The organism is Streptomyces sp. NPDC005485 (genome assembly GCF_040606085.1).
Classification (GTDB): domain Bacteria; phylum Actinomycetota; class Actinomycetes; order Streptomycetales; family Streptomycetaceae; genus Streptomyces.
This window is the reverse complement of record NZ_JBEXDZ010000044.1, coordinates 18,292-42,889: the sequence shown is the minus strand read 5'-3', so window position 1 is coordinate 42,889 and position 24,598 is coordinate 18,292. Positions and strand designations below refer to the sequence as shown.

At 70.8% G+C, this 24,598-nt stretch carries 21 protein-coding genes; 8 read left to right on the top strand and 13 right to left on the bottom strand.

Annotated elements, in window-relative coordinates; translation table 11 throughout:
• The first annotated feature begins 111 nt into the window (after positions 1-111).
• Entirely contained in the window at positions 112-651 is a 540-nt protein-coding gene (locus ABZS97_RS17300) for a sigma-70 family RNA polymerase sigma factor (RefSeq protein ID WP_356138558.1), read from the top strand.
• Position 652: 1 nt separating this feature from the next.
• Positions 653-1,405, top strand: coding sequence for a hypothetical protein (locus ABZS97_RS17295; protein ID WP_356138556.1), 753 nt, complete (start codon positions 653-655; stop codon positions 1,403-1,405).
• A gap of 75 nt (positions 1,406-1,480) precedes the next feature.
• On the opposite strand, the gene ABZS97_RS17290 is transcribed toward ABZS97_RS17295, so the two are convergent.
• On the bottom strand, positions 1,481-4,792 hold the full coding sequence (locus ABZS97_RS17290) for a S8 family serine peptidase (protein ID WP_356138554.1): 3,312 nt from the start codon (positions 4,790-4,792) through the stop codon (positions 1,481-1,483).
• 244 nt (positions 4,793-5,036) lie between these two features.
• Positions 5,037-5,573 carry a CGNR zinc finger domain-containing protein gene (locus ABZS97_RS17285; RefSeq protein WP_356138552.1) on the bottom strand — a complete coding sequence of 179 codons (537 nt, stop codon included), beginning with the start codon at positions 5,571-5,573 and terminating at the stop codon, positions 5,037-5,039.
• 129 nt (positions 5,574-5,702) lie between these two features.
• Here ABZS97_RS17285 and ABZS97_RS17280 point away from each other — a divergent pair, with 129 nt between their 5' ends.
• The 5 genes from ABZS97_RS17280 (at position 5,703) to ABZS97_RS17260 (ending at position 10,984) form a co-directional block, all read left to right on the top strand.
• Entirely contained in the window at positions 5,703-6,146 is a 444-nt protein-coding gene (locus tag ABZS97_RS17280) for a VOC family protein (RefSeq protein WP_356138550.1), read from the top strand.
• Between the two features lie 8 nt (positions 6,147-6,154).
• Entirely contained in the window at positions 6,155-7,033 is an 879-nt protein-coding gene (locus ABZS97_RS17275) for a pyridoxamine 5'-phosphate oxidase family protein (RefSeq protein ID WP_356138548.1), read from the top strand.
• A gap of 9 nt (positions 7,034-7,042) precedes the next feature.
• Positions 7,043-7,522 (top strand): NUDIX hydrolase, encoded by a 480-nt coding sequence (locus ABZS97_RS17270; protein ID WP_356138546.1) that lies wholly within the window; start codon positions 7,043-7,045, stop codon positions 7,520-7,522.
• 429 nt (positions 7,523-7,951) lie between these two features.
• Positions 7,952-9,733, top strand: coding sequence for a TIGR03767 family metallophosphoesterase (locus tag ABZS97_RS17265; protein ID WP_356138544.1), 1,782 nt, complete (start codon positions 7,952-7,954; stop codon positions 9,731-9,733).
• A 90-nt stretch (positions 9,734-9,823) separates the two neighbouring features.
• A complete protein-coding gene (locus ABZS97_RS17260; protein ID WP_356138542.1) occupies positions 9,824-10,984 on the top strand; it encodes a serine hydrolase domain-containing protein in 1,161 nt (386 codons plus the stop codon).
• A 93-nt stretch (positions 10,985-11,077) separates the two neighbouring features.
• Here ABZS97_RS17260 and ABZS97_RS17255 read toward each other — a convergent pair whose 3' ends face one another.
• Together ABZS97_RS17255 and pepN are read right to left on the bottom strand one after the other, a co-directional pair.
• Positions 11,078-12,130 (bottom strand): hypothetical protein, encoded by a 1,053-nt coding sequence (locus ABZS97_RS17255; RefSeq protein ID WP_356138540.1) that lies wholly within the window; start codon positions 12,128-12,130, stop codon positions 11,078-11,080.
• A 219-nt stretch (positions 12,131-12,349) separates the two neighbouring features.
• Complete coding sequence (gene pepN, locus ABZS97_RS17250) at positions 12,350-14,926, bottom strand: aminopeptidase N (protein WP_356138538.1); 2,577 nt, start codon at positions 14,924-14,926, stop codon at positions 12,350-12,352.
• 148 nt (positions 14,927-15,074) lie between these two features.
• Here pepN and ABZS97_RS17245 point away from each other — a divergent pair, with 148 nt between their 5' ends.
• Positions 15,075-15,728 carry a DsbA family protein gene (locus ABZS97_RS17245; protein WP_356138536.1) on the top strand — a complete coding sequence of 218 codons (654 nt, stop codon included), beginning with the start codon at positions 15,075-15,077 and terminating at the stop codon, positions 15,726-15,728.
• A gap of 27 nt (positions 15,729-15,755) precedes the next feature.
• On the opposite strand, the gene ABZS97_RS17240 is transcribed toward ABZS97_RS17245, so the two are convergent.
• From ABZS97_RS17240 to ABZS97_RS17200, 9 genes are all read right to left on the bottom strand, one after another.
• Positions 15,756-15,977: a hypothetical protein gene (locus tag ABZS97_RS17240; protein ID WP_356138534.1), complete on the bottom strand. Its 222-nt coding sequence runs from the start codon at positions 15,975-15,977 to the stop codon at positions 15,756-15,758.
• Positions 15,974-17,062 carry a glycerophosphodiester phosphodiesterase gene (locus ABZS97_RS17235; protein ID WP_356138532.1) on the bottom strand — a complete coding sequence of 363 codons (1,089 nt, stop codon included), beginning with the start codon at positions 17,060-17,062 and terminating at the stop codon, positions 15,974-15,976. The genes ABZS97_RS17240 and ABZS97_RS17235 overlap by 4 nt, the downstream gene beginning before the upstream one ends.
• Positions 17,063-17,202: 140 nt before the next feature.
• Positions 17,203-18,636: an FGGY-family carbohydrate kinase gene (locus ABZS97_RS17230; protein WP_356138530.1), complete on the bottom strand. Its 1,434-nt coding sequence runs from the start codon at positions 18,634-18,636 to the stop codon at positions 17,203-17,205.
• 37 nt (positions 18,637-18,673) lie between these two features.
• Positions 18,674-19,717: a 2-hydroxyacid dehydrogenase gene (locus tag ABZS97_RS17225; RefSeq protein WP_356138588.1), complete on the bottom strand. Its 1,044-nt coding sequence runs from the start codon at positions 19,715-19,717 to the stop codon at positions 18,674-18,676.
• A gap of 41 nt (positions 19,718-19,758) precedes the next feature.
• Positions 19,759-20,856, bottom strand: coding sequence for an ABC transporter ATP-binding protein (locus ABZS97_RS17220; RefSeq protein ID WP_356138528.1), 1,098 nt, complete (start codon positions 20,854-20,856; stop codon positions 19,759-19,761).
• A 22-nt stretch (positions 20,857-20,878) separates the two neighbouring features.
• Positions 20,879-21,706 (bottom strand): DeoR/GlpR family DNA-binding transcription regulator, encoded by an 828-nt coding sequence (locus ABZS97_RS17215; RefSeq protein ID WP_356138526.1) that lies wholly within the window; start codon positions 21,704-21,706, stop codon positions 20,879-20,881.
• Positions 21,703-22,794, bottom strand: coding sequence for an ABC transporter ATP-binding protein (locus ABZS97_RS17210; protein ID WP_356138524.1), 1,092 nt, complete (start codon positions 22,792-22,794; stop codon positions 21,703-21,705). Before ABZS97_RS17210 ends, ABZS97_RS17215 begins: the two co-directional genes overlap by 4 nt.
• Positions 22,791-23,621 carry a carbohydrate ABC transporter permease gene (locus tag ABZS97_RS17205; protein WP_356138522.1) on the bottom strand — a complete coding sequence of 277 codons (831 nt, stop codon included), beginning with the start codon at positions 23,619-23,621 and terminating at the stop codon, positions 22,791-22,793. The genes ABZS97_RS17210 and ABZS97_RS17205 overlap by 4 nt, the downstream gene beginning before the upstream one ends.
• Positions 23,618-24,595, bottom strand: a complete 978-nt coding sequence (locus ABZS97_RS17200; protein WP_356138520.1) for a sugar ABC transporter permease — start codon at positions 24,593-24,595, stop codon at positions 23,618-23,620. The genes ABZS97_RS17205 and ABZS97_RS17200 overlap by 4 nt, the downstream gene beginning before the upstream one ends.
• Positions 24,596-24,598 lie beyond the last annotated feature (3 nt).

Sequence of the window (24,598 nt, the reverse complement as noted above, 5' to 3'; positions counted from 1 at the left end):
TTCGGCGTGGAGCCCGAGGAGTGGGACAGGACATCCCCGGGGTGTGACGTACGTTACGGCGAACGTTTCCGCCCGGTCCTGCGTCGTAAAGGAAACGCGGCGAGGAGAGGGGTGGCTGTGCTGCGCAGAAAGGCGCGCCGTGGCCAGGGGGACACCCCGGGGGTGGACGATCCCCTGGACGCGGCCCAGGAACGCCGGGTGCGGGCGGTGCTGGCGCTCGGCGGGGTGCCCCAGACCGACTTGGCGGACGGAGTGCAGCAGGTCAGGCTGCGGCTGCTGGAGCGGGCGGCGAAGGGCGACGAGGCGCCGCGCGACGTGTCCGCGTGGGCGGCGGTCGTCGCCTCGAACCTCGCGATGGACTGGCACCGGGCCAAACGCCGCCAGGAGCGCCTCGGCGAGCGGCTGGCCTCGCTGCGCCAGCCGGCACACCCCTCCGGCGAGGAGTCCAGCGTGCTCCAGCTCGCTGTCGCCCAGGGACTGGACGAGCTGCCCGACGCCCAGCGCCAGGTCCTCGTGCTGCGCTTCTACGCCGACCTGCCGGTGCGCGGGATCGCCGAGGAGCTCGGCATACCGGAGGGCACGGTCAAGAGCAGGCTGCACACGGCGGTCCGCGCACTGCGCGAACGCCTGCACGAGGACGAGGTGGTGTGACGTGGCCGAACACGAGAACAGTGCGGCACTGGACGCGCTGCTGGCCGCGATCACGGACGAACCGCTGCCCGAAGGAGCCCACGACGACCCGGAGTTCGCCACCGAGCATCGTGCGGCGGTGGCGGACATGGCGCTGCTGCGGGAGCAGTTGGCGCTTCTCGGGGACGCGCTGGCGGAGCCGGTGGAGGAGGCCGGACCGGTACGGGTACCGAGGCGGCGGGCGCGCCGACCGGCAGGCGCCCCGAGGACGCGCGGCCGCCGTCCCCTAGCCCTCGCCATGGGCGCGCTCGTGGCGGTCTGCGTCACCGCGGCGCTCGTCGGCATGGGCTGGCTGCTGTCCCAGGCCGGCGGAAGCAACGCCATGAGCGGGGCGGACGACGCCGGCAGCAAGGCGGACAGCAGCAGCGGCGACGCGAAAGGCGCCTCGGTGGGCGTCCCGGGCTACCTCGCCTGCGCGCGGCTCGTCGTCGAGGGCACGGTCGCCGACATCGAGCCGATGGCGGGCGACGACGAAAGCCGGGTCACCCTGGACGTCAGCCATTACTACAAGCCGGCGAAGGGCTCGGGCGAGGTCAACTTCGTGGTGGCCGACGAGCTCCAGCCACCCTTGCGCAAGGGCCAGCACGCGCTGATCACCATCATGCGCGACGCTCCCGGGCCGGACCACTGGACCGTGGGCGAGAAACCCATCGCCCGCGAACGGCAGTCGATCCTCGACGCGCTGCCCGAGTCGAAGGGCATCAAGTGCCAGTAACGGCAAGGAAGTCCAGGCACGCATGAGAAAGGGCGGGCGCCCGTTCCCGGACGCCCGCCCCGATCACCGCAGGAACTACGGGGTGACCTTCTCGATCTTCACGCTGCCGAGGCCCGCGACCGTGCCGCGCGCGTTCACCAGCTGGACCTGGCCGAAGAACTCCCGGCCCTCGGGCGCCGCGGCCGCGGCGGTGACCGAGCCGGAGACCGTCGCCGTGCCGCCCGTGGCGAGCTTGACCGGCGTCGACTCGTCGACCGTGACCTGGCCGAGCGTGGACGAGAAGAACACGTCCTGGTAGTCGTACGCCGTCGAGCCCGACGGGACCGAGTAGCCCACGACCTCGATGGTGTACGTACCGGCGGCGGGCGAGGCGATGGAGACCGCCTCCTCCGAGTCGCCGTCCGCGGACTGCCCGACCTGGGTGCCCGCGGCGTTGTACACCGTCAGGTCGAGGTCGGCGGCCGCGTCCGAGACGTTGCCGATGGCGACGTTCAGCGACTTGGCGCCCGCGGGCACGTCGACCGTGGTGGTCTGCGTGACGCCCTCGGTGATGGTCGGCCGCGCGTTCTTCGAGGAACCGAGCGGGCCGCCCTTCAGCGTGCCGTCCAGCGCGGCGAAGTTGTTCGTCACCTTCCAGGAGGCGGCGGCCGGGGTGCCGACCTTCGCCTCGGGAACGGTCACGACCGCCGGGTCGAACGCGGCGCCGAGCACCTCGACGTTCAGCTTGTACGGGTTGTCGAGCAGCGGCGACGTACGGCGCGACTCGACCTCGATCTCCCACACGCCGGCCTGCGGGTCCGTGTAGGCGCGCACGTCGGGCTTGCAGCCGTTGGTGTTCGGGTAGTTGCTGTAGCAGTACGGAGTGCCGGTGTCCTCGACCGGAACGCCGTACGGGTGGATCCCGATGAAGCGGGTCTGGCTCTTGTCGGCCAGGCCGCCGATGGCGACCTCCAGGGACTTGGCGCCCGCGGGGACCGTCACGAAGTACGAGCGGGTGCTGTTGCGCTGCACCGAACCCGACGCGGAGAACGTGTACTTGACCGGCGTGGAGACCACGACGGTGGTCAGGATCTGCTTGTCGACACCCTCGGTCGCCGGGTCGTCGACCTCAAGGATCGCGCTCTTGATGCCCGCGGACTCGGGGGCGGCCTGGACCTTGACGGTCACCGGCTTGTTCAGCGGCAGCGTCACCTCGCCCTTGCCCACGATCCTGAAGGTGCGGGCCTTGTTGTTCGCGAGGTGCAGCTCGTGGCGAACGGCCTTGTCCGGACCGGACGTACGGGTGATCGTGACGTCGTACGTCTTCTTCTGGCCCGCCTTGAGGCCGCCCTCGCGGTCGTAGAGGCCGGTGCCGAAGCCCGGCGTCTTCAGCGCGCCGTCGATCGCGGTGTCGACCGGCGCCTTGACGGTGTAGTCGTGGGCGGTGGCACCGTCCTTGATGGCGTCCCAGGCGTCCACGATGTCGATGAGGCCGGCACCCTCCTCGTACGCCTGCACACCGTCGATGTGGTGGGCGGTCGAGGACAGCGCGGTGCGCAGGACGGCCGGGGTGAGGGCGATGTGCCGCTGCTTGGCGGCGCTCAGCAGCAGCGCGGAGGCGCCCGCGGCCTGCGGCGAGGCCATCGACGTGCCCTGGAGCATCGAGTAGCCGGCCGGCAGCGTGTAGCCCGACTCGGCGACCGGGGAGCCCGGCAGCCAGGTCTGGGTGGAGTTGATCGAGGCGCCGGGCGCGGTCAGCGTCGGCGTGAAGCCGCCGTCCTCACGCGGGCCGCGCGAGGAGAAGGGCAGCATCGCGTACGGCTTCTTCACCTGCGAGCCGTAGTTGGACGCCCAGGTCTGCTTGGAGATGGACGCGCCGACCGAGATGACCTTGTCGGCCAGGCCGGGGTCGCCGATGGTGTTGGCACCGGGGCCGGAGTTGCCCGCGGAGATCACCAGCTGGACGCCGTAGGTGTCGATGAGGCGGGTGTAGAGCTCGGCGCGCGCGTTGTTGCCGTCGTTCAGCGCGGGCAGACCGCCGATGGACATGTTGACGATGTCGACACCGCGGTTGGTGACGAGGTCGATCATGCCCTCGGTGAGCGCGACGTTGGTGCAGCCGCCGGTCCAGGTGCAGGCGCGCGAGGAGACGATCTTCGCGCCCGGCGCGGCACCGTTCATCTTGCCGCCGAACAGGCCGTTCGCGGAGGTGATGCCCGCGACGTGCGTGCCGTGCTCGGACTCGATGACGCCGATGTTGACGAAGTCGCGCTTCTGGCCGACCCAGTCGCCGCCGTAGGGGTCCATCGGGACGTCCTTGCGGATCTGCACGACGAACGGCTGGCGCTCGACGACGTCGGTCGACGGGTTGTCGGTGCCGAAGTAGCCGACCTGGTAGCCGTCCTTGTACGGCTTCATCGGTGTGTCGTCGGTGAAGTCGTTGTTGTTGTTCAGGTCGACGCGGACGGTGCCGGCCGCGGCGTCGTACAGCAGGCCCCACGAGTCGGTCGTGTCACCGTCGCGGTTCGCGTCACCCTTGGCGTCGCCGCCCGTGGTGGCGGACTCCTTGAAGGTGCTGACCTGGTACGAGCCCGCGGGCGCCGTCCAGGTCTTGCCGCTGTAGGTGAAGGTGGGCCCGGACACCGGGGTGACCTGCGGGCGCCAGGTGGCGTCGCTGTCCAGGATCGGGTCGGTCGAGGTCACCCAGTCGACGATCTTGCGCTCGCCGGTGGTGGTCTTCTGCAGCGCCGGGTGGCCGAGGTCCACGCCGGAGTCGAGGATGCCGATGGTGACGCCGCGGCCGTCCGCCTTCGTGTTCTTCCTCACGAAGTCGACGGCGCCCGTCTCGAAGGACGGGTTGTACGGGTTGACGGCGGGGGTCTTCTCGTTCGGCGCCGGGTACGTGGCTGCCGAAGTGGCCTGCTCCTTGGCGCCCTTGGCCGTGTCGGCGCTCGGGGTGGGGTCGTCGAGGGCTATCTCCTGGCGCAGGTCGATGCCGTGCACGGAGGACAGCTTCTCGGCGGCGGCGATGGCCGAGTCGGCCTTGCCCGTGGGCACGGTCGCGCGGACGTAGCCGAGCTTGTCGTAGGCCCGGCCCACCGAGCCGCCCTTGACCGCGTCCAGTTCCTTGGCGACCTGCTCGGTCTGCCCGGGAGCGGTGGCGATCATCATCGTGACGTTCTTGGCGCCGTCCGTCTTGGCCTGTGCCAGGAGGTCGGCGTCGTCCGAACCGAGCTTGGCGCTCGCGGACTTGACGGCGGGGTCGGCCGGAGTGGTGTCCGTGTCCGCGGAGAAGGCCATGGGTATCGGCCCGGCCGCGGAGAGCGCGGCCACCAGGCCCGCGGCCACGGCTATGCGGGCCGCGCGTCTCGCGCCCGAGATCGGAGCGCGCTGAGGTTCGGGGGTCATCAGCATCCCTTGTAGGTAAAGGAACGAGCGTGGAGTGACCGGTTCCGCTGATGTCACGGAACGCGATCACGTCAGTCCGGTATGTGAACCCGGATGACCGCTCAGCTTTGCCTAAGGGGCAGATGTTTGGGGAGAGTTGACCGAGGCGAGATGAAGCCATGGCGTACTTCCGCCATACGTCACGCCAGTGATAGCCCGCTATCGATGGACATATCGGTCGGTAGGGATATCCCTTTGTGTCGACTTAACTCTCTTTCGTTCGCGCGTAGTGGCGGGACGCCTTCGCGCGGTTGCCGCACGCCGCCATCGAGCACCAGCGGCGTGTGCCGTTCCTCGACGTGTCGAAGAAGTGCAGGATGCACGAGCCGTGCGCGCAGCGGCGGATGCGGTCGGGGGCGGTGCTCAGGAGCTCCAGGTAGTTGCGGGCGGCGAGCCACGCGGGACCCCAGGAGGGCTTGCTGAACTCGGGCTGCTCGCCCGGCCCCTCTGTGCTCAGGGTGGCCCGGATGCGCCCGTGTGCGAGCACGGCGTCGACGCGCTCGGCACCCTCGGTGAGTGAGCCGTCCACCGCGCTTCTGAGCGCGTCGCGCGCCTGGTGCACATGGCGAAGGACCGCCTCGTCGGCGGGGAAGTCGAGCCCGTTGGCCGCCAGCCATACCGCCAGCCCGTCCGTGTCCGTCAGCAGATCCTGCACCGCGCCTTCGTGCATCCACCGGGTGTTCATCAGGTCGAGCGCGAGCGGCTCACCGGTGAGCGGGCGCGGGTCGTGGGCGGCGGACATGTGGGGCTCCCTTCCGTGCTAACCGGTCAAGAGTACGTGAGCGGTTGTATTCTTCGAGTCTAACCTCTAACCTCATTTTCAGGGGTTAGCCATCAAGGGCTGCCGCCGACGGAACGGATGGGGACTGTCATGACCCTGCGCACCGGCCACATCGGCCTCAACGTCACCGACCTCGACCGCTCGCTCGCCTTCTACCGCGACGTCCTCGGCTTCGAGGTGACGGGCGAGGGCAAGGAGGAGGACCGCAGGTACGCGTTCCTCGGCACCGACGGACAGCTCGTGCTCACCCTCTGGCAGCAGGCGCAGGGCGCGTACGACAAGGGGCGCGCGGGCCTGCACCACCTCGCCCTGGAGGTCGACACGGTCGAGCGGGTGCGGGCGTACGAGGAGGCCCTGCGCGGCCAGGGGGTGGAGTTCGCGTACGAGGGTGTGGTCGCCCACCGCGAGGGCTCGGCGTCCGGCGGCATCTTCTTCCACGACCCCGACGGCACCCGGCTGGAGATCTACACGCCGAGCGGCGTCGAGGGTGCGACAGCGCCGTCGGAGTCGGCTCCGACCTGCGGTTTCTTCTAGGAGGAGCGGTGACTTATCACTCCGGCTCGCGGGCCGTGCAGGACCGGGTCGGGGTCCGCGACCTCGCCGATCACGTGGGGCGCTCCATCGGGCAGGGCATCCGCCCGGTGGCCGCAGCCTTCCTCGAACTCCAGCCGATGCTGGTCCTCGGCGCCGCCGACCCGGACACCGGCGCGGTCTGGGCCTCGCTGCTCACCGGCGAACCCGGGTTCGTGCGGGCGACGGGACCGCACCGGATCTCCGTCCGGGGCGGCCCCCGCGAGGGCGACCCGCTCACCGCCGCCCTCGCCATGGCGGGCACGGCGGTCGGCACCATCGAACTCGACCCGCGCACCCGCCGCCGTATGCGCCTGAACGGACGGTCCGCTCCCACCGCCCGCGGCCTCGCGATCGACGCCGACCAGGTTTTCTCCAACTGCCCGAAATACCTGCAGCGCAGAGAGGTGTACGAGACGGTCGAGCGGGCTGCCGTGGCGCCCCGGCACGGCAGCGAACTCACCTCCTCGCAGCGGGAGTTCATCGAGAGCGCCGACACCTTCTTCATCGCCACCGTGCACGCGCACGGCGCCGACGCCAGCCATCGGGGCGGCAACCCCGGCTTCGTGCACGTCACTTCCCCGCGCGAGCTGAACTGGCGTGACTATCCCGGCAACTCCATGTACCTCACCCTCGGCAACCTGACGGCCGACGCGCGCTGCGGCCTGCTCTTCCTGGACTGGACGTCGGGGGCGGTGCTCCAGCTCACGGGCCGGGCGCGGACGGAGTTCGACGGGGAAGGGGAGCGGACGGTGCGCTTCACCGTCGAGGGGGTCGTGGATGCCCCGGGCGCGAGTCCGCTGCGCTGGGGACCGCCCGAGTACTCACCGGCCAACCCCGCCCTGTCGTAACGTCTGGGCATGCACAAGGAGTTGAGGGTGGCGGCCTACGCCGTATGCGTACGGGACGGACAGATGCTGCTGGCCCGCTGGGTCGCCGGCGACGGCACCAAGCGGTGGACGCTGCCCGGCGGCGGCATGGACCACGGCGAGGACCCGTACGACACCGTCATCCGCGAGGCCGAGGAGGAGACCGGCTACACCGTCGAGCCGCTCACGCTCCTCGGCATCGACTCCACCCGGCGCCGCTACCCACGTCGGCTCGGCACCGCCGCCGACTTCCAGGGCCTCAGGATCGTCTACGAGACCCGGATCACCGGCGGCGACCTGCGCCACGAGACGAACGGCTCCACGGACATGGCGGCCTGGCACCCCCTCGACGAGGTGCCCGCGCTGCAGCGCGTCGGACTCGTCGACGTCGGCCTGGAGCTGTGGCGACAGCGCCCGGCCCTGGGCCGGACGGCGACCCGGGCGGAGGAGCGGGAGAACCCCGTCGACTAGGGGGTGTTGTGAAAGTCCCGCACAGTACCCACGGCGCCCGGCACGCACCCTCGCCGCACCGGACGAAGCCCCAAGTACGTCCAGTACGAGGGCCATCGTCCGGCACGCCGAGGGCACGCACCGAACACCGCGGGCACCGCACAGGACTTTCAAAACACCCCCTAGCGCCGAGAAGCGGGAAAACCCCCTCGGACCAGGTGGAGTACCCCGGCAGATGAACGCGGAGTGACCGGCTTCCGGCCGTTCGGAGAGGGCTCCATGGCCGCGCAGGGTAGTCCAAGATCCACGTACGGTGATCGGCGTTGCCCGTTGCTGCTCAGTTAACGTCCAGGTCATCCCCGGTGCCAACGATTCAGTGTGAGTGGGGAGTCCGCGCAACGCACTCCCCGCGACCACCGCCGACGCGTTCGTACTCGGGGAGATCGCGCCATGCCGCGCATACGCTCTGTCGCCACCGCCGCAGCTTCCGCCGTACCTGCCGCCGTCAACCGCCGCACCGTGCTGGCCGCCACCGGAGCGGTGTCCCTCTCCGCGGGCGTCGGCTTCGCCCTGCGGCCCGACTCCGCGGCCCACGCCGCCACCGGACACGCTCCTGCCGCCGCGCAGGAGGCACCCATCGCCGTGTCCCGCCAGGCGCCCGCCGCGCCGCTGGCCCCCTACACCCGCGGCACCACGCTGTCCTCGGTCGCCACGCCCCGCGGCAGCTCCGGCTACCGCCGGCTCGGCGACGGCCCCGCCTGGAAGCGCGTCGTGCGCGGCGAGCTCGCCACGCCGCACTCGGGCCGCGCCGCACGGCGCACCGCGCTCGCCGCCTTCGTGCAGTTCACCGACCTGCACCTGGTCGACACCCAGCACCCGCTGCGCCTGGAGTTCCTGCGGTCCCAGTCCGCGAGTGCCTGGCGGCCGCAGGAGACCCTGTCCGTCGCGGGCGCCGTCTCGCTCGTCGAGCGCGTCAACACCCTGCGGGGAGCGCCCGTCACCGGCTCCCCGCTCCACTTCGTCATGACAACCGGCGACAACACGGACAACAACTCCAAGACGGAACTGGACTGGTTCCTGAAGGTCATGAGCGGTGGCCGCATCACCCCCAACTCCGGTGACCCGCGCCACTACGAGGGCGTCCAGAGCAGCGACCTCAAGCTCTACTGGCAGCCCGACGCCGCCCTCCGCGACGCCGACAAGCAGCTCGGCTTCCCGCGCATCCAGGGCTTCCTGGAGGCCGCGATCCGCGAAGTGCGAAGCCCCGGCCTCGGTCTGCCCTGGTACTCCACCGTCGGCAACCACGACGCGCTGCCCCTGGGCTGCTACGCGCACGGCGACTCCTACCTCACCGACTTCGCGACCGGCGGCAAGAAGCTGATGTCACTGCCCGCCGCGACCAGCAAGACCCTGCTGAAGGCCATCAAGGACGGCAAGGACCCCAAGGGTGTCCAGTTCAGGGACATGCTGAAGGCGCACACCCGCGACCTGCGCTCGGTCACCCCGGACGAGCGGCGCGCCCCGTTCACGCCCGCCGAATACCTCCGGGCGCACCTCGACCCCGCGAACACCGGCCCCGGCCCCATCGGGCACGGCTACTCGTCGGCGAACCTCGCGGCGAACACGCAGTACTACACCTTCCGCATCGCCGAGGACGTCCTCGGCATCAGCCTGGACACCACCGACCCGGGCGGCCACTACGCGGGCTCCATCGGCACGGCCCAGCTGAAGTGGCTGGAGCGGACGCTGAGCGAGAACAACGACTCGTACGTCATCGTTTTCAGTCACCACACCAGCAAGTCGATGCAGAACCCGCGCACCGACCCGGCGCACCCGCGCGAACGGCGGCACGACGGCGCCGAGCTGGTCGCTCTTCTCGGCAACCACCGCAACGTCCTGGCCTGGGTGAACGGCCACACCCACCGCAACGAGATCGTCGCCCACCAAGGCGCGGGCCGCCACCCCTTCTGGGAGGTCTCCACCGCCTCGCACGTCGACTTCCCCCAACTCGCCCGTGTCATCGAGCTGGTGGACAACCACGACGGCACACTCTCCCTCTTCACCACCCTCATCGAGTCCGGCGCCCCGCACCGCACGGATTACGCCGACCTCACCCAGACGGGCCTGGCGGCGCTCTACCGCGAACTGTCCTTCAACGCCCCCGGGGCGAGGACGGACCTGACGGGCTCGGCGGTGGACCGCAACACCGAGCTGGTCCTGAAGAAGGGCTGAATCCCGCTCAACTGCCGTATCACAGGCAACCTTTGCGCACCCCGCCCCGGTCCTTCCCCGCGACCACGAAGCTCGACGGACGGGGAAGACATGTCGGTGCGCAGAGGACCGGTTTCGGGAGTGGGTACGGCGCTGGCGGCGGCCACCGCGGTGGCGCTGGCGGCGACACTGGCAGGACCCGCGACCGCGGCGCCCGCGGGAGGGGACCACGGCGCCACCCGGGCGGCCATGGACGCGGCCGTGAAGGACGGCGTCCCGGGCGTCGCGCTCCAGGCCAAGGACGCGCACGGCACCTGGAAGGCGACGTCGGGCGTGGGCAGCCTCAAGACGGGCAAGCCGCGCAGTGCCGACGACCGTTACCGGGTCGGCAGCATCACCAAGACGTTCGTCTCCACCGTCCTGCTCCAACTGGAGGCGGAGGGCAGGCTGTCGCTGGACGACACCGTGGACAAGTGGCTGCCGGGCGTGGTCCACGGCCATGGCCACGACGGCAGGAAGATCACCGTGCGCCAGCTCCTCAACCACACGTCGGGGATCTTCAACTACACGGCGGACGACACCTTCGGCCGCACGTACTTCCTGAAGGACGGCTTCTTCAAGCACCGCTACGACACCAAGACGCCGAAGCAGCTGGTGGGGATCGCCATGTCCCACAAGCCGCTCTTCGCGCCCGGCACGTCGTGGAGCTACTCGAACACGAACTACGTACTGGCGGGCATGGTCATCAAGAGCGTGACGGGCCACTCCTACGCGACGGAGATCCGCCACCGCATCATCGAACCGCTCCACCTGAGCGCGACCTCGCTCCCCGGCACCCGGGTCACGGTCCCGCAGCCCAGCAGCCGGGCCTACTCCAAGCTCGCCGAGACGACGACGGGTCCGACGTACGACGTCACGAAACTCAACCCCTCCCTCGCCTCCTCCGCCGGCGAGGTGATCTCCGACTCCGCCGACCTGAACCGCTTCTACTCGGCCCTCCTGCGCGGCAAGCTCCTGCCGAAGAAGCAGCTCAAGGAGATGAAGACCACCATCAGGATCGAGGGCTCCGCCAACCGCTACGGCCTGGGCATCGCCGACATCACCCTCTCCTGCGGCACCCACCTCTGGGGCCACGACGGCGGCATCCACGGCTCCTCCTCGGCAGCCGCGACCACCCCTGACGGCCGCCACTCCCTCGCCTTCAACTTCAACGGCGACTGGTCGGGAGACGCGGGGGCGGTGATCGAGGCGGAGTTCTGCGGGACCGAGTAGACGTCCGGCCCTGCCTGCGGACACATACGAAGGAGGGGCCCCGGCACCCCGGTGGCCCCTCCTCTCCCCTCCTGGTGCGGGCGCGGTCCGTCACTACCGCGGCAGCACCACGACATAGGCGGCCGGGTCGCGTTCGTTCGACGCCATCAGGGCGGTGCGGACGACGGTGGCCTGTTGGTCGAGGGATTCCCGGAGCTTCTTCGGGGTGATGTGCACGACGGTGATGCCGAGACGTTCGAGGACCTCGCGTTTGCGGGCGTACTCGGACCACATGGCGTCCTCGTCCTGGCGGGGGGCGCGGGTGTCCAACTCGACGGCGACGGCCTGGTCGGGCCAGTAGGCGTCGAGGCCGCCGAGGTGAGGGCCGCCGGGGAGCCTGAGGTCCACGTTCCAGACCGGGTCGGGCAGGCCGTGTTCCTGGACCATCCGGTACAGGCGGTCCTCCGCGATCGCGCGGCCCTCGGCGATGAGGGAGTCGACGGCGTCCACCACGTGCGGGCGGTTCAGAAGCTTGGCCTGGGTCAACTCCCGTACCACCGCGGCGGGTTCGCAGTGCCCTCCGCGTACGGCCTCGGTCAGCAGCCGCCGTACCGCGTTCGCGTCCGTCAGCTCGGCCACCGCGTCCGCCACGGCGCGCGGGACCGGGGCGACCGGGACGCCCGCGACGAGGTCGGGCGCGGGCAGCGCGGCCGTGCGGATCACCTGGGCGCAGCCCGTCGAGCGCAGCCGGCGCAGCCGGGGGACCAGGACGTCGATCCGATCGAGCGAGAGCAGCGGCGGCGCGGACGCGAAGCCGTGCAGTGCGAGGGCGGCAAGACCCGTGACCACCGCGTCGGTGTAGCGCAGCGGTGCGTGCGCCTCCTCCGAGCCGGGCTGCGCAGGGATCGCCGTCGACAGCTCGCGCACCGGGCCGCGGGCCGCGTACAGCAGGACCGCGTGCAGCCGCTCCTCCGAGGTGGGCGGGCCCGGGTGGAGCAGGAAGACCCCCGGCAGGAGCTGCTGCCAGGCGCCGCCGGGACGGCACTGCTCGTTCGTCTCGGCGGCCGTCACGCCGTGCTCACGCAGCTGGCCCGTGGTCAGGACGCGGCGCTGGACGTCGGAGAGGTGACGGAGGGGGCGGGGGGAGAGCGGGGTGTTGTGGTTCATGACCCGGGGTTTCCCGCTCCGGATCGGCGTCCTAACCGCTGTTACACGCCTGTCGACAAATCTGGACAAGATGGCACTAAAGGACGGGTGTTCGGTTGCCGAGTAGGCAGGGAAAACCCCTGGTCCGTTCGGGTGGGACCAGGGGTTACGGTTCCGTTTGCCTGAATTTCGTAACGGTGACGGCAGGCTCAATCCTTGGCCATGGCTGCCATGCTCGTGTCAGCCGGCGGCGGCCCCGTCGCACGCCTGCGCCCGCAGCGTTCGCGCCAGGTCGTCCCGGGCCTCCAGGACCAGCCGGCGCAGGGCCGGCGGCGCGTCCTCGTGGGCGGTCAGCCAGCTGTCCGTGGCGTCCAGGGTCTCCGGTGAGTCCTGGAGGGAGGGGAACATACCCTTCACCACGTCCATGGCGATCTGGATGGAGCGGTCGGCCCACACGCGCTCGATCGCCTCGAAGTACTTCGGGGCGTACGGCGCGGTCAGCTCGCGGTGCGAGGACTGGGCGAAGCCCGCGATCGTGGCCTCGACCAGGGCGTTGGAGAGGGCGTCGGACTCCACGACCGACGCCCACGCCTGCGCCTTGACCGCCGCCGAGGGGCGGGCGGCGAGGCAGCGCACCTGGTGGCGCTTGCCGGACGCCGTGTCGTCGCGGGCCAGCTCGGCCCCGAGGACGGTCTCGTCCGCGGCACCGTGCGCGGCCAGCGGCTCCAGGAACGACCAGCGCAGCTCCTGGTCCACCTCCAGACCGTCGATCTTGGCCGTTCCCTCCAACAGGCCCTGGAGGAGCTGGAGATCGGCCTCGCTCGACGCGACCGCCGCGAAGAAGCGCGCCCAGGTCAGCTGGTGCTGGCTGCCCGGCTCGGCGAGCCGCAGCTCCCGCAGCGCGCCCTCCGCGAGCAGGCGCCCGCCCGTCTCGCGCCACTGCGGCTGCGCGTAGTGGGTGAGCGCCGAGTTCGCCCAGGCGTGCAGCATCTGCAGGACGCCGATGTCGGACTCGCGGCCCGCGAAGCGCAGGACGAGGTCGACGAAGTCGCGGGCGGGCATCAGCGCGTCGCGCGTGAGGTTCCACAGCGCCGACCAGCACAGGGCGCGCGACAATGGGTCGGTGAGGTCGCCGAGTTGGTCCCGCAGTGTGGCGAGCGAGGTCTCGTCGAAGCGGATCTTGCAGTACGTCAGGTCGTCGTCGTTGACCAGCACCAGTTCGGGGGCGTCCGCTCCGGCCAGTTCACCGACGACGGTGCGCGGTCCTTCGACGTCCACCTCGGCGCGCGCGTACCGCTCGAGGGCGCCCTCGGGCGAGCGCCGGTACAAACCCACCGCCACCCGGTGCGGCCGCAGTTCGGGGTGGGACTCCGCCGCCTCCTGCAGCACGGCCAGCTCGGTGATCCGGCCCTCGGAGTTCAGGATCACCTGCGGCGTGAGGGAGTTGACGCCCGCCGTCTGGAGCCAGGCCCGCGACCAGGCCGTCATGTCGCGCCCGCTCGTCTCCTCCAGGACCGACAGCAGGTCGCCCAGGCGCGTGTTGCCGTACGCGTTCTGCTTGAAGTAGCGGCGCGCACCCTCAAGGAAGGCGTCCCTGCCGACGTACGCCACCAACTGCTTCAGAACGGCGGCACCCTTGGCGTACGTGATGCCGTCGAAGTTGAGCTTCGCGTCCTCCAGGTCACGGATGTCGGCCGTGATCGGGTGTGTGGAGGGGAGCTGGTCGGCGCGGTACGCCCAGGCCTTGCGGTTGTTGGCGAAGGTGACCCAGCCGTTGGTGAAGCGGGTCGCCTCGGCCATCGAGAACGTGCCCATGAAGTCCGCGAAGGACTCCTTCAGCCACAGGTCGTCCCACCACACCATGGTCACCAGGTCGCCGAACCACATGTGCGCCATCTCGTGCAGGACGACGTTGGCGCGGCGCTCGTACGCGGCCTGCGTCACCTTGCCGCGGAAGATGAACTCCTCGCGGAACGTGACCAGTCCGGGGTTCTCCATCGCGCCGAGGTTGTACTCCGGCACGAACGCCTGGTCGTACTTCCCGAACGGGTACGGGTAGTCGAAGTGGTCGTGGAAGAAGTCCAGCCCCTGCTTGGTGACGAGGAAGACGTCGTCCGCGTCGAAGTGCCGGGCGAGCCCCTTGCGGCACATCGCGCCGAGCGGGATCTCCAGCCGCGTACCGTCCTCGAAGACCCGCTCGTAGGAGTCCGTCACATAGTGGTACGGGCCGGCGGCGATGGCGGTGATGTACGTCGAGATCGGCTTCGTCTCGGCGAACTTCCACACCCCGCCGACCAGTTCGCCGACGCCGTTGCTCCACGCCGTCCAGCCCTCGGGCGCCCGGACCTCGAAGCGGTAGGGGGCCTTCAGGTCCGGCTGCTCGAAGCCCGCGAACACCCGCCGGGAGTCGGCGGGCTCGTACTGCGTGTACAGGTACACCTCGCCGTCCTCCGGGTCGACGAAGCGGTGCATGCCCTCGCCGGTGCGGGAGTACGCGCACTGGGCGTCGACGACGAGTTCGTTCTCGGCGGCCAGCTCCGCCAGCTCGATCCTCGTCCCGTCGAAGACGCTGCCCGGGTCGAGGTCCTTGCCGTTGAGTGAGACCGCCGTCACACTCGGCGCGATCAGGTCGGCGAAGCTCGTGGCGCCCGGATCGGCGCACCGGAAGCGGATCGTGGTCACGGAGCGGAACGTCCGCGGCTCGCTCTGCGCGTCCCCGACCGCGGACCGCAGGTCGAGGGACACCTCGTACCCGTCGACGGACAGCAGGGCGGCCCGCTCCCGGGCCTCGTCGCGGGACAGATTCTCACCGGGCACGGGCGGCACTCCCTTGTGGCGTGTGTGTCTGGTCACGGGTACGGCTGAACAGCACCGATCCTGCCATGTGCACCTGACAGCGGACACCGGGAATGGGGTGGGCGCCCGTCGGTGTTGCCCCGGGAAAGACCACCTTCCGAGGAGAGCCATGTCCGCTGTGTCCGAGAAGACCCCTGTCGACTTCTGGTTCGATCCGCTGTGCCCCTGGGCCTGGATGACCTCGCGCTGGGTCCTGGAAGTGGAGAAGGTCCGGGACATCGAGGTCCGCTGGCACATCATGAGCCTGGCCGTCCTGAACGAGCCCAAGCTGGACGAGCTGCCCGAGGAGTACCGCGAGCTGCTGACCACCAAGGCCTGGGCGCCCGTCCGTGTCGTCACCGCGGCCTGGCAGAAGCACGGCTCCGACATCCTCGGTCCGCTCTACACCGCGCTCGGCACCCGCTTCCACAACGAGGGCCAGGGCCCCACGAAGGAAGCGATAGCCGCCGCGCTCGACGAGGTCGGCCTCCCCGCCGACCTGATCGACTACGCCGACCAGGAGGACTTCGAGTTCGACGCCGAGCTGCGCGCCTCCCACAAGGAGGGCATCGAGAAGGTCGGCCAGGACGTCGGCACTCCGGTGATCGCGGTGCCGGGCGCCGACGGCGAGCAGATCGCCTTCTTCGGCCCGGTCGTCACCCCGGCCCCCAAGGGCGAGGAAGCCGCCAAGCTGTGGGACGGCACGCTGCTGGTCGCCTCCGTGCCGGGCTTCTACGAGATCAAGCGGACGCGGACGGCGGGGCCGGACTTCAGCAACCTGTAGGTCACCCGGCGCGAGACGGGTCACGCGTCACGACTCGGCGGCCTTCTCCCGGAACTCCTCGGGGAGGAGGCCGCCCTCGTTCTTCTTGTCCCAGCGCTGGAACCGTACGCACCCCCGGACGGTGCAGCGCCAGAGATCGTGCACATAGGTGAACCGCTTGGTCGCCCTGACGGCCGCCTTCTCTGCGTCGTTCAGTAGGCGGAAGTCGTGCATGCCGCCACAGGTCGGGCAGTCCAGGTACTTGGTCACGAGCCCCTCCGCGCGATCACTGCCAGATCCGGGAAATCCGTCACGACAGCATCCACCCCGAGCCCGTAATAGAGGGAGTACTCGGCGAAAGCGTCACCGAAGTCGTTCGGTCCCGTCCCGCGCCGGAAGTCGGCCGGCAGGAACTGGTTCTCGCAGCGGTAGGTGTACGGGCCGACCTTCAGGCCCGCCGCGTGGGCGTCGGCGAGCAGCGCGGTGGGGGTGCCCAGGCGGCCGTCCGTGCCCACCGGCACGATCGCGGACTTGTCGGGGCCGATCCACTGCGCGTACGCGGCGATCCTCGCCAGGCCCGCCGGGGTCATCATGTCCCGGTACGTCGTCGGATCGCCGGACGAGACCAGGTCGTAGGGCCCGCCGGTGGTGCCCAGGGCCTGCCACAGCGGGACCCGCAGCCGCTCGGCGGCGATCCGCTTGAGGCTCGTCGGCTCGAAGGACTGCACCACGCACTCGCGGGCGCCGAGCCGGTTGCGCCGGATCAGACGGGCCAGTTCGGGCTCCAGCTCCAGGCCGAGGGAGCGGAAGTAGGTGGGGTGCTTGGTCTCCGGGAAGACGGCGACCGTGCGGCCGTACGTCCTCGAGAGACGGCGGGCCAGGTCCACGACCTCCTGGAAGGTGAGCACTTCAAGGCGGCCGTCGAAGACGGTGTTGCGGTTGCGGACCAGCGGGAGGCGCTCGACCGCCCGCAGGGTCTTCAGCTCGGCGAGCGTGAAGTCCTCGGTGAACCAGCCGGTGACCGGCTTCCCGTCCACCGTCTTCGTCGTCCTGCGCCCGGCGAACTCGGCGTGTGCGGCGACGTCGGTGGTCTGGGAGATCTCGTTCTCGTGCCGGACCACCAGGACGTGGTCCTTGGTGGGCACGAGGTCCGGCTCGATCCAGTCGGCGCCCGTCTGCACGCCGTAGGTGTACGCCGCCGCCGTGTGCTCGGGCCGCCAGCCGGCCGCGCCGCGGTGGCCGATGACCACGGGGGTGGGGCGGGGCCCGGCCGTGGCCTCGGCGGGCGCGGAGGCGGCCACGGCCGTCCCGGCGGCCGCGAGCAGCAGGCTTCTCCGTCTCGGACGCGTGGTCATACGACTTCCCTTCGGAGGTGGCCGGAGGCGCTGTTCAGCCCGTCCGGCGTTTGAGGACGAGGCCGTTCAGGCCGATTGCGGGGGTCTGGGGGCGGCAGCCCCCAGGTACGGGACGGGCAGGGGCGGAGGGGGCGAAGACGTCAGTGGCGGGCGCGGGTCCTGGCCTCGGCCAGGCGGGACAAGTGGTCCTCGTACGCCTTGGCGTAGTACGCGGCCCGCGCCGGGTCGGGCGGGATGACGACCGTCGGCTCGGTCCAGGCGGCCGTGTCGAGGGTGACCCCGAGCCGCGCGGCGGCGGCGAGGACCGCGCCGCGCGCGCCGACCTCACCCTCCACGACCCGCAGGGGCCGCCCCAGTACGTCGGACAGCAGCTGCATCCAGGCGGTACTGCGGGTGCCGCCGCCGCAGACCGCCAGGGTCCCCGTCAGCCCCGCCGCCTCCAGACAGTGGCGGGCCGCATAGCCGATGCCTTCGCAGGTGGCGCGGATCAGGTCGCCGCGGGTGGACTCCAGGCAGACACCGGTGAGTTCGGCGCGCAGTCGCGGTTCCACGAAGGGGGCGCGCTCGCCGGAGGGGGCGAAGTACGGCAGGACACGGACACCGTGCGCGCCGGGCGGAGTCGCCTCCAGCAGGGCGTCCACCTCGTCGTGCTGGACGCCGGTGGTCGACAGCACCCAGTCGAGCGCGGCGGTGCCGACCATCGCGGGCATGGCGCGCAGCCAGTACCCGACCCGGTCGGTGGAGATGTACAGGCCGGCCGGTTCGCCCGTCAGGTCGAGGTCCGTCGTGCCCACCAGGCTGGCCAGACAGGTCCCGACGATCAGCAGCCCGTCGCCGGGTTCGGTGAGCCCGGCGCCGAGCGCGCAGGCCGGCAGGTCGTACGGGCCGTTGCTGACCGGCGTGCCCGCGGGAAGCCCCGGCGGCGGGCCCTCGCCGAGCGTCTGCCCGGTGGCGACGGGGTCGCTGACCGGCGCGAGGAGCCCGCGCCGGTGGGTGAGGCCGAGCAGCTCCACGACCCGGTTGTCGTACGCCCGCGTCCTCGGGTCGAGGAACGGCATCGACGCGTCCGACACATCGGTGGCCCGGACGCCGGTCAGCCGCTGGAAGACCATGTCCTTGCAGTACAGCGCGGTGGTGGCGGCGTCGAGGGACGCGGGGTCGTGCTGTTCCAGCCAGGCCAGCAGCGGGCCGGGGCAGCCGGGGAACATGGCGTTTCCGGTGCGCCGGAAGACCGTCTCGAACGTGCCGTCCGCCAGCCACTGGTCGAGCAGTTCATGGGCCCGGCCGTCCATCCAGGAGACGGCGGACCGCACCGGACGCCCCGCCGCGTCGACCAGCCACACCCCGTCACCCTGCCCGGTCAGCCCCGCCAGCTCGGCGGGGCCGGGTACGGCGGCGGTCAGCGCGGAGAGGACGGCGACGACCGCGGCGTACACCTCCTCCATGTCCTGCTCGACGAAGCCGTCCCGGATGGTGAGGCCCACCGGCCGTGCCTCGACGGCGAGTTGGCGCCCCGCGTCGTCGAATGCGGCGGCCTTCACCACGGACGTGCCCACATCGATCCCGACGTACATGCCCGATCTCCTCACCTCGACGGCGCTCGTAGGACCCTCACGTCAGGCAGTGCGCCAGCGGCTCCCCACGCGCCCATCGGCCCACCTCCGCGGCCGCGATCGCCGCCGCCTTCTCGGCCACGGCCCGGCTGGCCCCGCCCAGGTGCGGGGTCAGCACCACGCGCTCGGCGAGGCCGAACAGCCGCGAGCCGGCGGGTACCGGCTCCCGTTCGTACGTGTCGAGTGCCGCAGCCGACAGCCGGCCGCTCTCCAGCGCGTCGCACAGCGCGCCCTCGTCGAGCAGCGGGCCACGCGCCACGTTCACCACTACCGCGCCGGGCGGCAGCAGCGCGAGCTCGCGGGCACCGATCAGGCCACGCGTCTCGGGCGTGAGCCGGGCATGCAGGGTGATCACCCGGGACCGGCGCAGGAGTTCGTCGAGTGAAGAGACGCGCAGGCCGTGCACCTCACCGCGCACGTAGGGGTCGTAGACCATCACCCGCGCGCCGAAGGCACACAGCACACGGGCGACCCTGCTGCCGACCGCGCCGTAGCCGACCAGGCCCACCGGCAGGTCCTCCAGTTCCAGGCCGCTGTGCTCGTAGGTGTAGTAACTCGCGCCCTCCCAACTCCCTTGTCGCACAAGGAGTTCATGGGCCTGCGGGATGCGGCGCAGGGCGGCCAGCAGCAGGCCGACGGTGAACTCGGCGGTGGCGGCGGCGTTCCGCCCCGGCGCGTAACACACCCGTACGTCACGGGACTTGGCCGCGTCCAGGTTCACGTTCACCGGGCCGCCCCGGCAGACGACGACCAGGCGCAGCGCCGGTGAGGCCTCCAGGACGCGTGCGGTGACCGGGCCCATCTGGGTGACGAGTACTTCCCTCTCGTCCGCCAGGGCCTCGATCAACTCCTCCTCGACGTCGCTGGCCTCGGTCACCTCGGCCACCGGGCCGAACGGCTCCAGGGGCCAGCCCAGGGTCAGTTCACGGATCAGCACACCCCGGCCGGACTCGCGGGGCAGCGCGTCGGTGACCGCCTCCGCGATCAGCCTCGGCAGCACGAAGTGGTCGCCGGCGGCCACGACACGCAGGACTTCGGTCATCGCGGCCCCGGAAGCCGCAGCTCCGGTCATCGCACCTTCGGTCATCGCAGGGACTCTCCTGTCTCGGCGTCGAAGACATGGGTGAGCGCGGGGTCGGCGGCCACCCGCACCCGTTCGTCGCTCGCGAGCCGCACCTCCGGGTCGGTGAGAACGACCAGTGGCCGTTCGACGCCTTCGAGGGCGAGGGTGGCGATTCCCGACTCCAGCAGGGGCTCATGGGCCACGACCCGGGCGGGCAGTCCGCGTTCGCCGGAGCCCTCCGTGAGGCGCAGGTCCTCCGGCCGGATCCCGACCACGATCTCGCGGCCCCTCGCCACGGGCACCGGCAGCGCGAGGTGCACCGTGCCCGACAGCCGTACTTGCCCGTCGTCGGCCGCGATGCCCGGCAGCAGATTGATCGCGGGCTCGCCGACGAAGTCCGCGACGAACACGTTGGCGGGGGAGTCGTAGATCTCGTAGGGCGTGCCGAGCTGCTGGATCACCCCGTCCTTCATCACCGCGATCCGGTCCGCGAGCGACAGAGCCTCCTCCTGGTCGTGCGTGACCAGAATCGTGGTGTGCCCCAAGTCCCGCTGGATGCGCTTGAGTTCGCGGCGCGTGGTGTCGCGCTGCGCCGCGTCGAGATGGGACAGCGGCTCGTCGAGCAGCAGTACGTCCGGCTCGCGGATCAGCGCGCGCGCCAGGGCCACACGCTGCTTCTGGCCGCTGGACAGGCCCGCGGGCCGGGCGTCCAGCAGGTCGGTGAGCGCGACCCGTTCGGCCATCTCGGCGACCCTGCGGGCGACCTCCGTACGCGACCCGCGCGCCCCCCGCCTCCTGGCCTTCAGCCCGAACGCCAGGTTCTCGGCGACGTTCAGCGGCGGATACAGCGCGTAGTTCTCGAAGGCGACGCCGATGTTCCGCTGCTGCGCGGGCCGCCCGACGACGGATGTCCCGCCCACCAGGATGTCGCCGCCGGTCACCGTCTCCAGGCCGGCGATCATGCGCAGGGTCGTCGACTTGCCGCAGCCGGACGGGCCGAGCAGCCCCAGCAGCTCGCCGGAGCGCAGCTCCAGATCGAGTCCGCGTACGGCGTCCACGGCGGGCCGCCCCCGCGACCGGTAGGTCTTGCGCAGCTCACGAAGCTCCAGTGCGGTCATCGCCCTCCTTCACGGCACTCCTTCACTCACTGCCCGACTTCGTCGTGCACACCTCGTAACGGACCTTGTGTTCATCCAGGTCGCGCAACGCCTCCGCCGACGCCCCGTCGTCGACGAGGACGAGGTCGAAGCGGGACAGCGGGGCCACCCGGTGCAGAGCGACCCGGCTGAGCTTGGTGTGGTCCAGCAGCAGGACGTTGCGGGCCGCCGAGTCGAGCATCGCCCGCTTCACGGAGACGATGTGCTGCTCCTGGTGGTAGGCGTGCCCGCCGAGCACCGCCGAGGTCGACGCGAAACAGACGTCCACGCGCAGCGACTGCACCGCCTCCACGCACGACACCCCGAGGAAGGAGGAGTGCAGCGGGTCGTAGTCGCCGCCGAGCGCCATCAGGTGGATGCCCCGCTGGTCGGCGAGCAGGTTGATCGCCTCCAGGAAGTTGGTGACGACCGTGAGCGGGGTGATCTCGCCGAGCCGGAGCCTGCGCGCGATCTCCAGGGTCGACGTCGAGTCGTCGAGGAGGATCGCCATGCCGGGCTCTATCAGCCTCATCGCGTGCTCGGCGACGGCGGCCTTCTGCGGCCGCATGGTCTTCAGCCGGTACTGCACGTTCGACTCGAAGACGCCGGACGGCTGCGCGGTGACCCCGCCCCTGAACTTCCTGACGATTCCCTGCCGTTCGAGCTCGTCGAGGTCGCGGTGGATGGTCATCAGACTCACTCCGAAGCGCTCGGCCAGCTCGGCCGCGGTCGCCGAACCGTCGGCCAGGACCCGCTCGGCCATGGCGGACTGCCGGGCCGCGGGCCCCTGCTGTGCCCCACCGCTGCCACCACCGCTGTTGTTGCTGCTCATCGTGCGCTCTTCCCGATCCGTCGTCCTGGGCGCTCCGGCCGGTCGGCCTCGAACAGCAGCAGGTTCTCAGGCCGGACGCTCAGCCGTACCGGGTCGTCGGGACGCAGTCCCGCCGCATCCGCGCGCGGCGCGACGAGCGAGACGTGCAGCCCGCCGAGCCGGACGGTGACCTCGACCGCCCGGCCGAGCACCTCGGTGACGTACACGGTGCCGGTGAGTTCGACGGGGCCCTCGCCGATCGTGAGGTCCCGGGGCCGCACGCCGACGAGCACCTCGGTGCCCGGGGCCGCCGCCGCGCCCACCGGCAGCTCGACGGCCCCGTCCGCCGAGCGGAAGCCGTGCGCGTCCGTCACCGTGCCCGGCAGCAGGTTGATCCGCGGGCGCCCGAACGCCCGCGCCACCTCCGTGTCGCAGGGCTGGTACCAGATCTCCTCCCGCGTCCCGGTCTGCACGATCCGCCCGCCCCGGATCACGCCGATCCGGTCGCCCAGCGCCAGCGCCTCGACCGAGTCGTGCGTGACGTAGAGCGTGGTCGTGTTCTGGACGGCGCCGATCGCCTTCAGCTCGGCACGCATCTGCTGGCGCAGCTTGGCGTCGAGATGGGAGAGCGGCTCGTCGAGGAGAAAGGCGCGCGCGGGCCGCACCAGCACCCGGCCGAGCGCGACACGCTGCCGCTGACCGTTGGACAGCTGCCCGACCGGACGGTCCAACAGGCCGCCGATGCCGAGGAGTTCGGCAATCGCCGCGATCCGGTCGCGGGCCTCGGCGGCCGGCAGCCGGTGCCGGGGCGAGCGCAGCGGGGAGGCGAGGTTGTCGTAGGCGGAGCGGTGCGGGTAGAGGGCGTAGCTCTCGAAACACATGGCCACGCCACGGTCGTACGGCTCCACACCGGTCATGTCGGCGCCGCCGAGCTCGACCGTCCCGGCATCCGGCTGTTCCAGTCCGGCGACGGTCTTCAGGGTGGTGGTCTTGCCCGCGCCGGAGGGCCCGAGCAGACAGAAGAACTCCCCCTCGCGCACGTCGAGTTCGAGCCCGTCGAGGGCGGTGGCCCTGCCGTAGGCCTTCCGGATCCCCTGCAGTCTGATCACGACTTCACCGCCCCGAACGACAGCCCCCGCACCAGATACCGCTGGATGGTCAGCGCAAGGAGCAGCGGCGGTACGACGGAGATCAGCGCGGCGGCGGCCGTGAGGTTGTACTTGGGGCGGTCGCCGCCGAGGAAGGACAGTGCGCCCACGGTCACGGTCTGGGCCTCGTTCGAGGTGAGGATCAGCGGGAAGACGAAGTTGTTCCAGGCGAAGATGAACGCCAGCAGCGACACGGCCGCGATGCCCGGCTTGACCAGCGGCAGGGCGACCTTGAAGAACGCCTGTTTGCGGGTGTAGCCGTCGAGGAGGGCCGCCTGCTCGAGCTCCGGGGTCAGATCGGCGAAGTACGACCGCATGATCCACACGATCAGCGGGAGCGTGACGAGTTGCAGCACCCACACCATGCCGACGTACGTGTCGAACAGGCCGAGCTTCTGGTAGAGCACGAACAGCGGGATGATCACGGTGAGTTCGGGTGCGAACCGGAACGACAGCAGCGTGAACATCAGGTTCTCGGAGCCCTTGAACCGCCAGCGTGCCGACGCGTACGCCGCCGGGAGCCCGACCACGAGCGAGAGCGCCACCGCGCCCACCGACACCACCAGGCTGTTGACGAAGAACCGCACGAACGGGATTCCCTCGCTGTCGCCGAGCACCGTCCGGTACGAGCCGAGGGTCGGCGTGAACGAGAAGTAGGTGCTGAAGAGCTGGTTGGCGGGCTTCAGCGAAAGGATCACCATCCAGGCGATCGGGAAGAGCGCGAAGACGAAGTAGAGGATGAGCGCGGCATCCGCCAGCCAGCCCAACAGACGCTTCTTCACCTTCACTTGGACACCTCCGCGGCCTTCCGCTGGATCTTGCCCAGATGGCGAACGAGCACCATCGCGGCCAGGTACACCACGGCCCACAGCACGATCGTGTAGCTGATGCCGAAGCTGTAGCGCTGGAAGCGGATCGCCTCCAGGTACGCCCGGATCTGCAGGACGACGGTCGAGTCGCCGGGCCCGCCCTCGGTCAGGGCGTAGATGATGTCGAACACCTTCAGCGAGTCCATGAACCGGAAGATCACCGCGACCAGCACGTACGGCCACAGCATCGGCAGTGTCAGCCGCCGGAAGGTGTACCACCAGCCCGCGCCGTCCACGGCCGCCGCCTCGAAGGGGGAGGTGGGCAGCGACCGCAGACCGGCCAGCGCGAGGATCGCCACGAACGGCGTGTAGACCCACACGTCGACCGCGATCGACGACAGCAGCGCGCCCGTCGGGGTGTCCGTCCACTGAACTCCCCCCAGGCCGAAGGGTTTCAGCAGATGGTTCACCACGCCCACCGAGGGCTGCAGCATCAGCTTCCAGATGATCGCGGCGATCACCGGGGCGATCATCAGCGGCAGGATCAGGATCTTCTCCAGCACCCGGCCGACGAGTGAGGAGCGGTGCAGCAGCAGGGCCACCGCGACTCCGAGGACCGTCTCGAACGCCGCCGCCCCGACCGCGTACAGCACCGTCACCCACGCCGAGTCCCAGAAGGCGCGCTGGGTGAACACGGTCCGGTAGTTCTCGAAGCCCACCATGTCCGGCTGCGGCTTGCTCGCCGAGAAGTCGAACAGTGTGTAGTACAGGCCGAGTCCGAAGGGGTAGAGGATCCCGCCGGTGAGGAGCAGCGCGGGCACGATCAGCAGGTACGGGCGCAGACCGCGCCGCCAGGCCGGGACGGCCCGTACCCGCCGCGTGCCCTCCTCGCGTGAGGCCGCCCCGTGGTCGGTCTCCGGCAGCGAGGTCGTGCGTGGGGCGTCCGCGGCCATCCG

Bases quoted from the DNA above. Each gene is read 5' to 3' on its own strand.
- ABZS97_RS17285 (WP_356138552.1), bottom strand. From the start codon at position 5,573: ATGTCCGCCGCCCACGACCCGCGCCCGCTCACCGGTGAGCCGCTCGCG.
- ABZS97_RS17230 (WP_356138530.1), bottom strand. From the start codon at position 18,636: ATGTACGTCGGGATCGATGTGGGCACGTCCGTGGTGAAGGCCGCCGCA.
- ABZS97_RS17200 (WP_356138520.1), bottom strand. From the start codon at position 24,595: ATGGCCGCGGACGCCCCACGCACGACCTCGCTGCCGGAGACCGACCAC.
- ABZS97_RS17220 (WP_356138528.1), bottom strand. From the start codon at position 20,856: ATGACCGCACTGGAGCTTCGTGAGCTGCGCAAGACCTACCGGTCGCGG.
- ABZS97_RS17290 (WP_356138554.1), bottom strand. From the start codon at position 4,792: ATGACCCCCGAACCTCAGCGCGCTCCGATCTCGGGCGCGAGACGCGCG.
- ABZS97_RS17270 (WP_356138546.1), top strand. From the start codon at position 7,043: ATGCACAAGGAGTTGAGGGTGGCGGCCTACGCCGTATGCGTACGGGAC.
- ABZS97_RS17245 (WP_356138536.1), top strand. From the start codon at position 15,075: ATGTCCGCTGTGTCCGAGAAGACCCCTGTCGACTTCTGGTTCGATCCG.
- ABZS97_RS17235 (WP_356138532.1), bottom strand. From the start codon at position 17,062: ATGACCACGCGTCCGAGACGGAGAAGCCTGCTGCTCGCGGCCGCCGGG.
- ABZS97_RS17260 (WP_356138542.1), top strand. From the start codon at position 9,824: ATGTCGGTGCGCAGAGGACCGGTTTCGGGAGTGGGTACGGCGCTGGCG.
- ABZS97_RS17215 (WP_356138526.1), bottom strand. From the start codon at position 21,706: ATGAGCAGCAACAACAGCGGTGGTGGCAGCGGTGGGGCACAGCAGGGG.
- ABZS97_RS17280 (WP_356138550.1), top strand. From the start codon at position 5,703: ATGACCCTGCGCACCGGCCACATCGGCCTCAACGTCACCGACCTCGAC.
- ABZS97_RS17255 (WP_356138540.1), bottom strand. From the start codon at position 12,130: ATGAACCACAACACCCCGCTCTCCCCCCGCCCCCTCCGTCACCTCTCC.
- ABZS97_RS17225 (WP_356138588.1), bottom strand. From the start codon at position 19,717: ATGACCGAAGTCCTGCGTGTCGTGGCCGCCGGCGACCACTTCGTGCTG.
- ABZS97_RS17265 (WP_356138544.1), top strand. From the start codon at position 7,952: ATGCCGCGCATACGCTCTGTCGCCACCGCCGCAGCTTCCGCCGTACCT.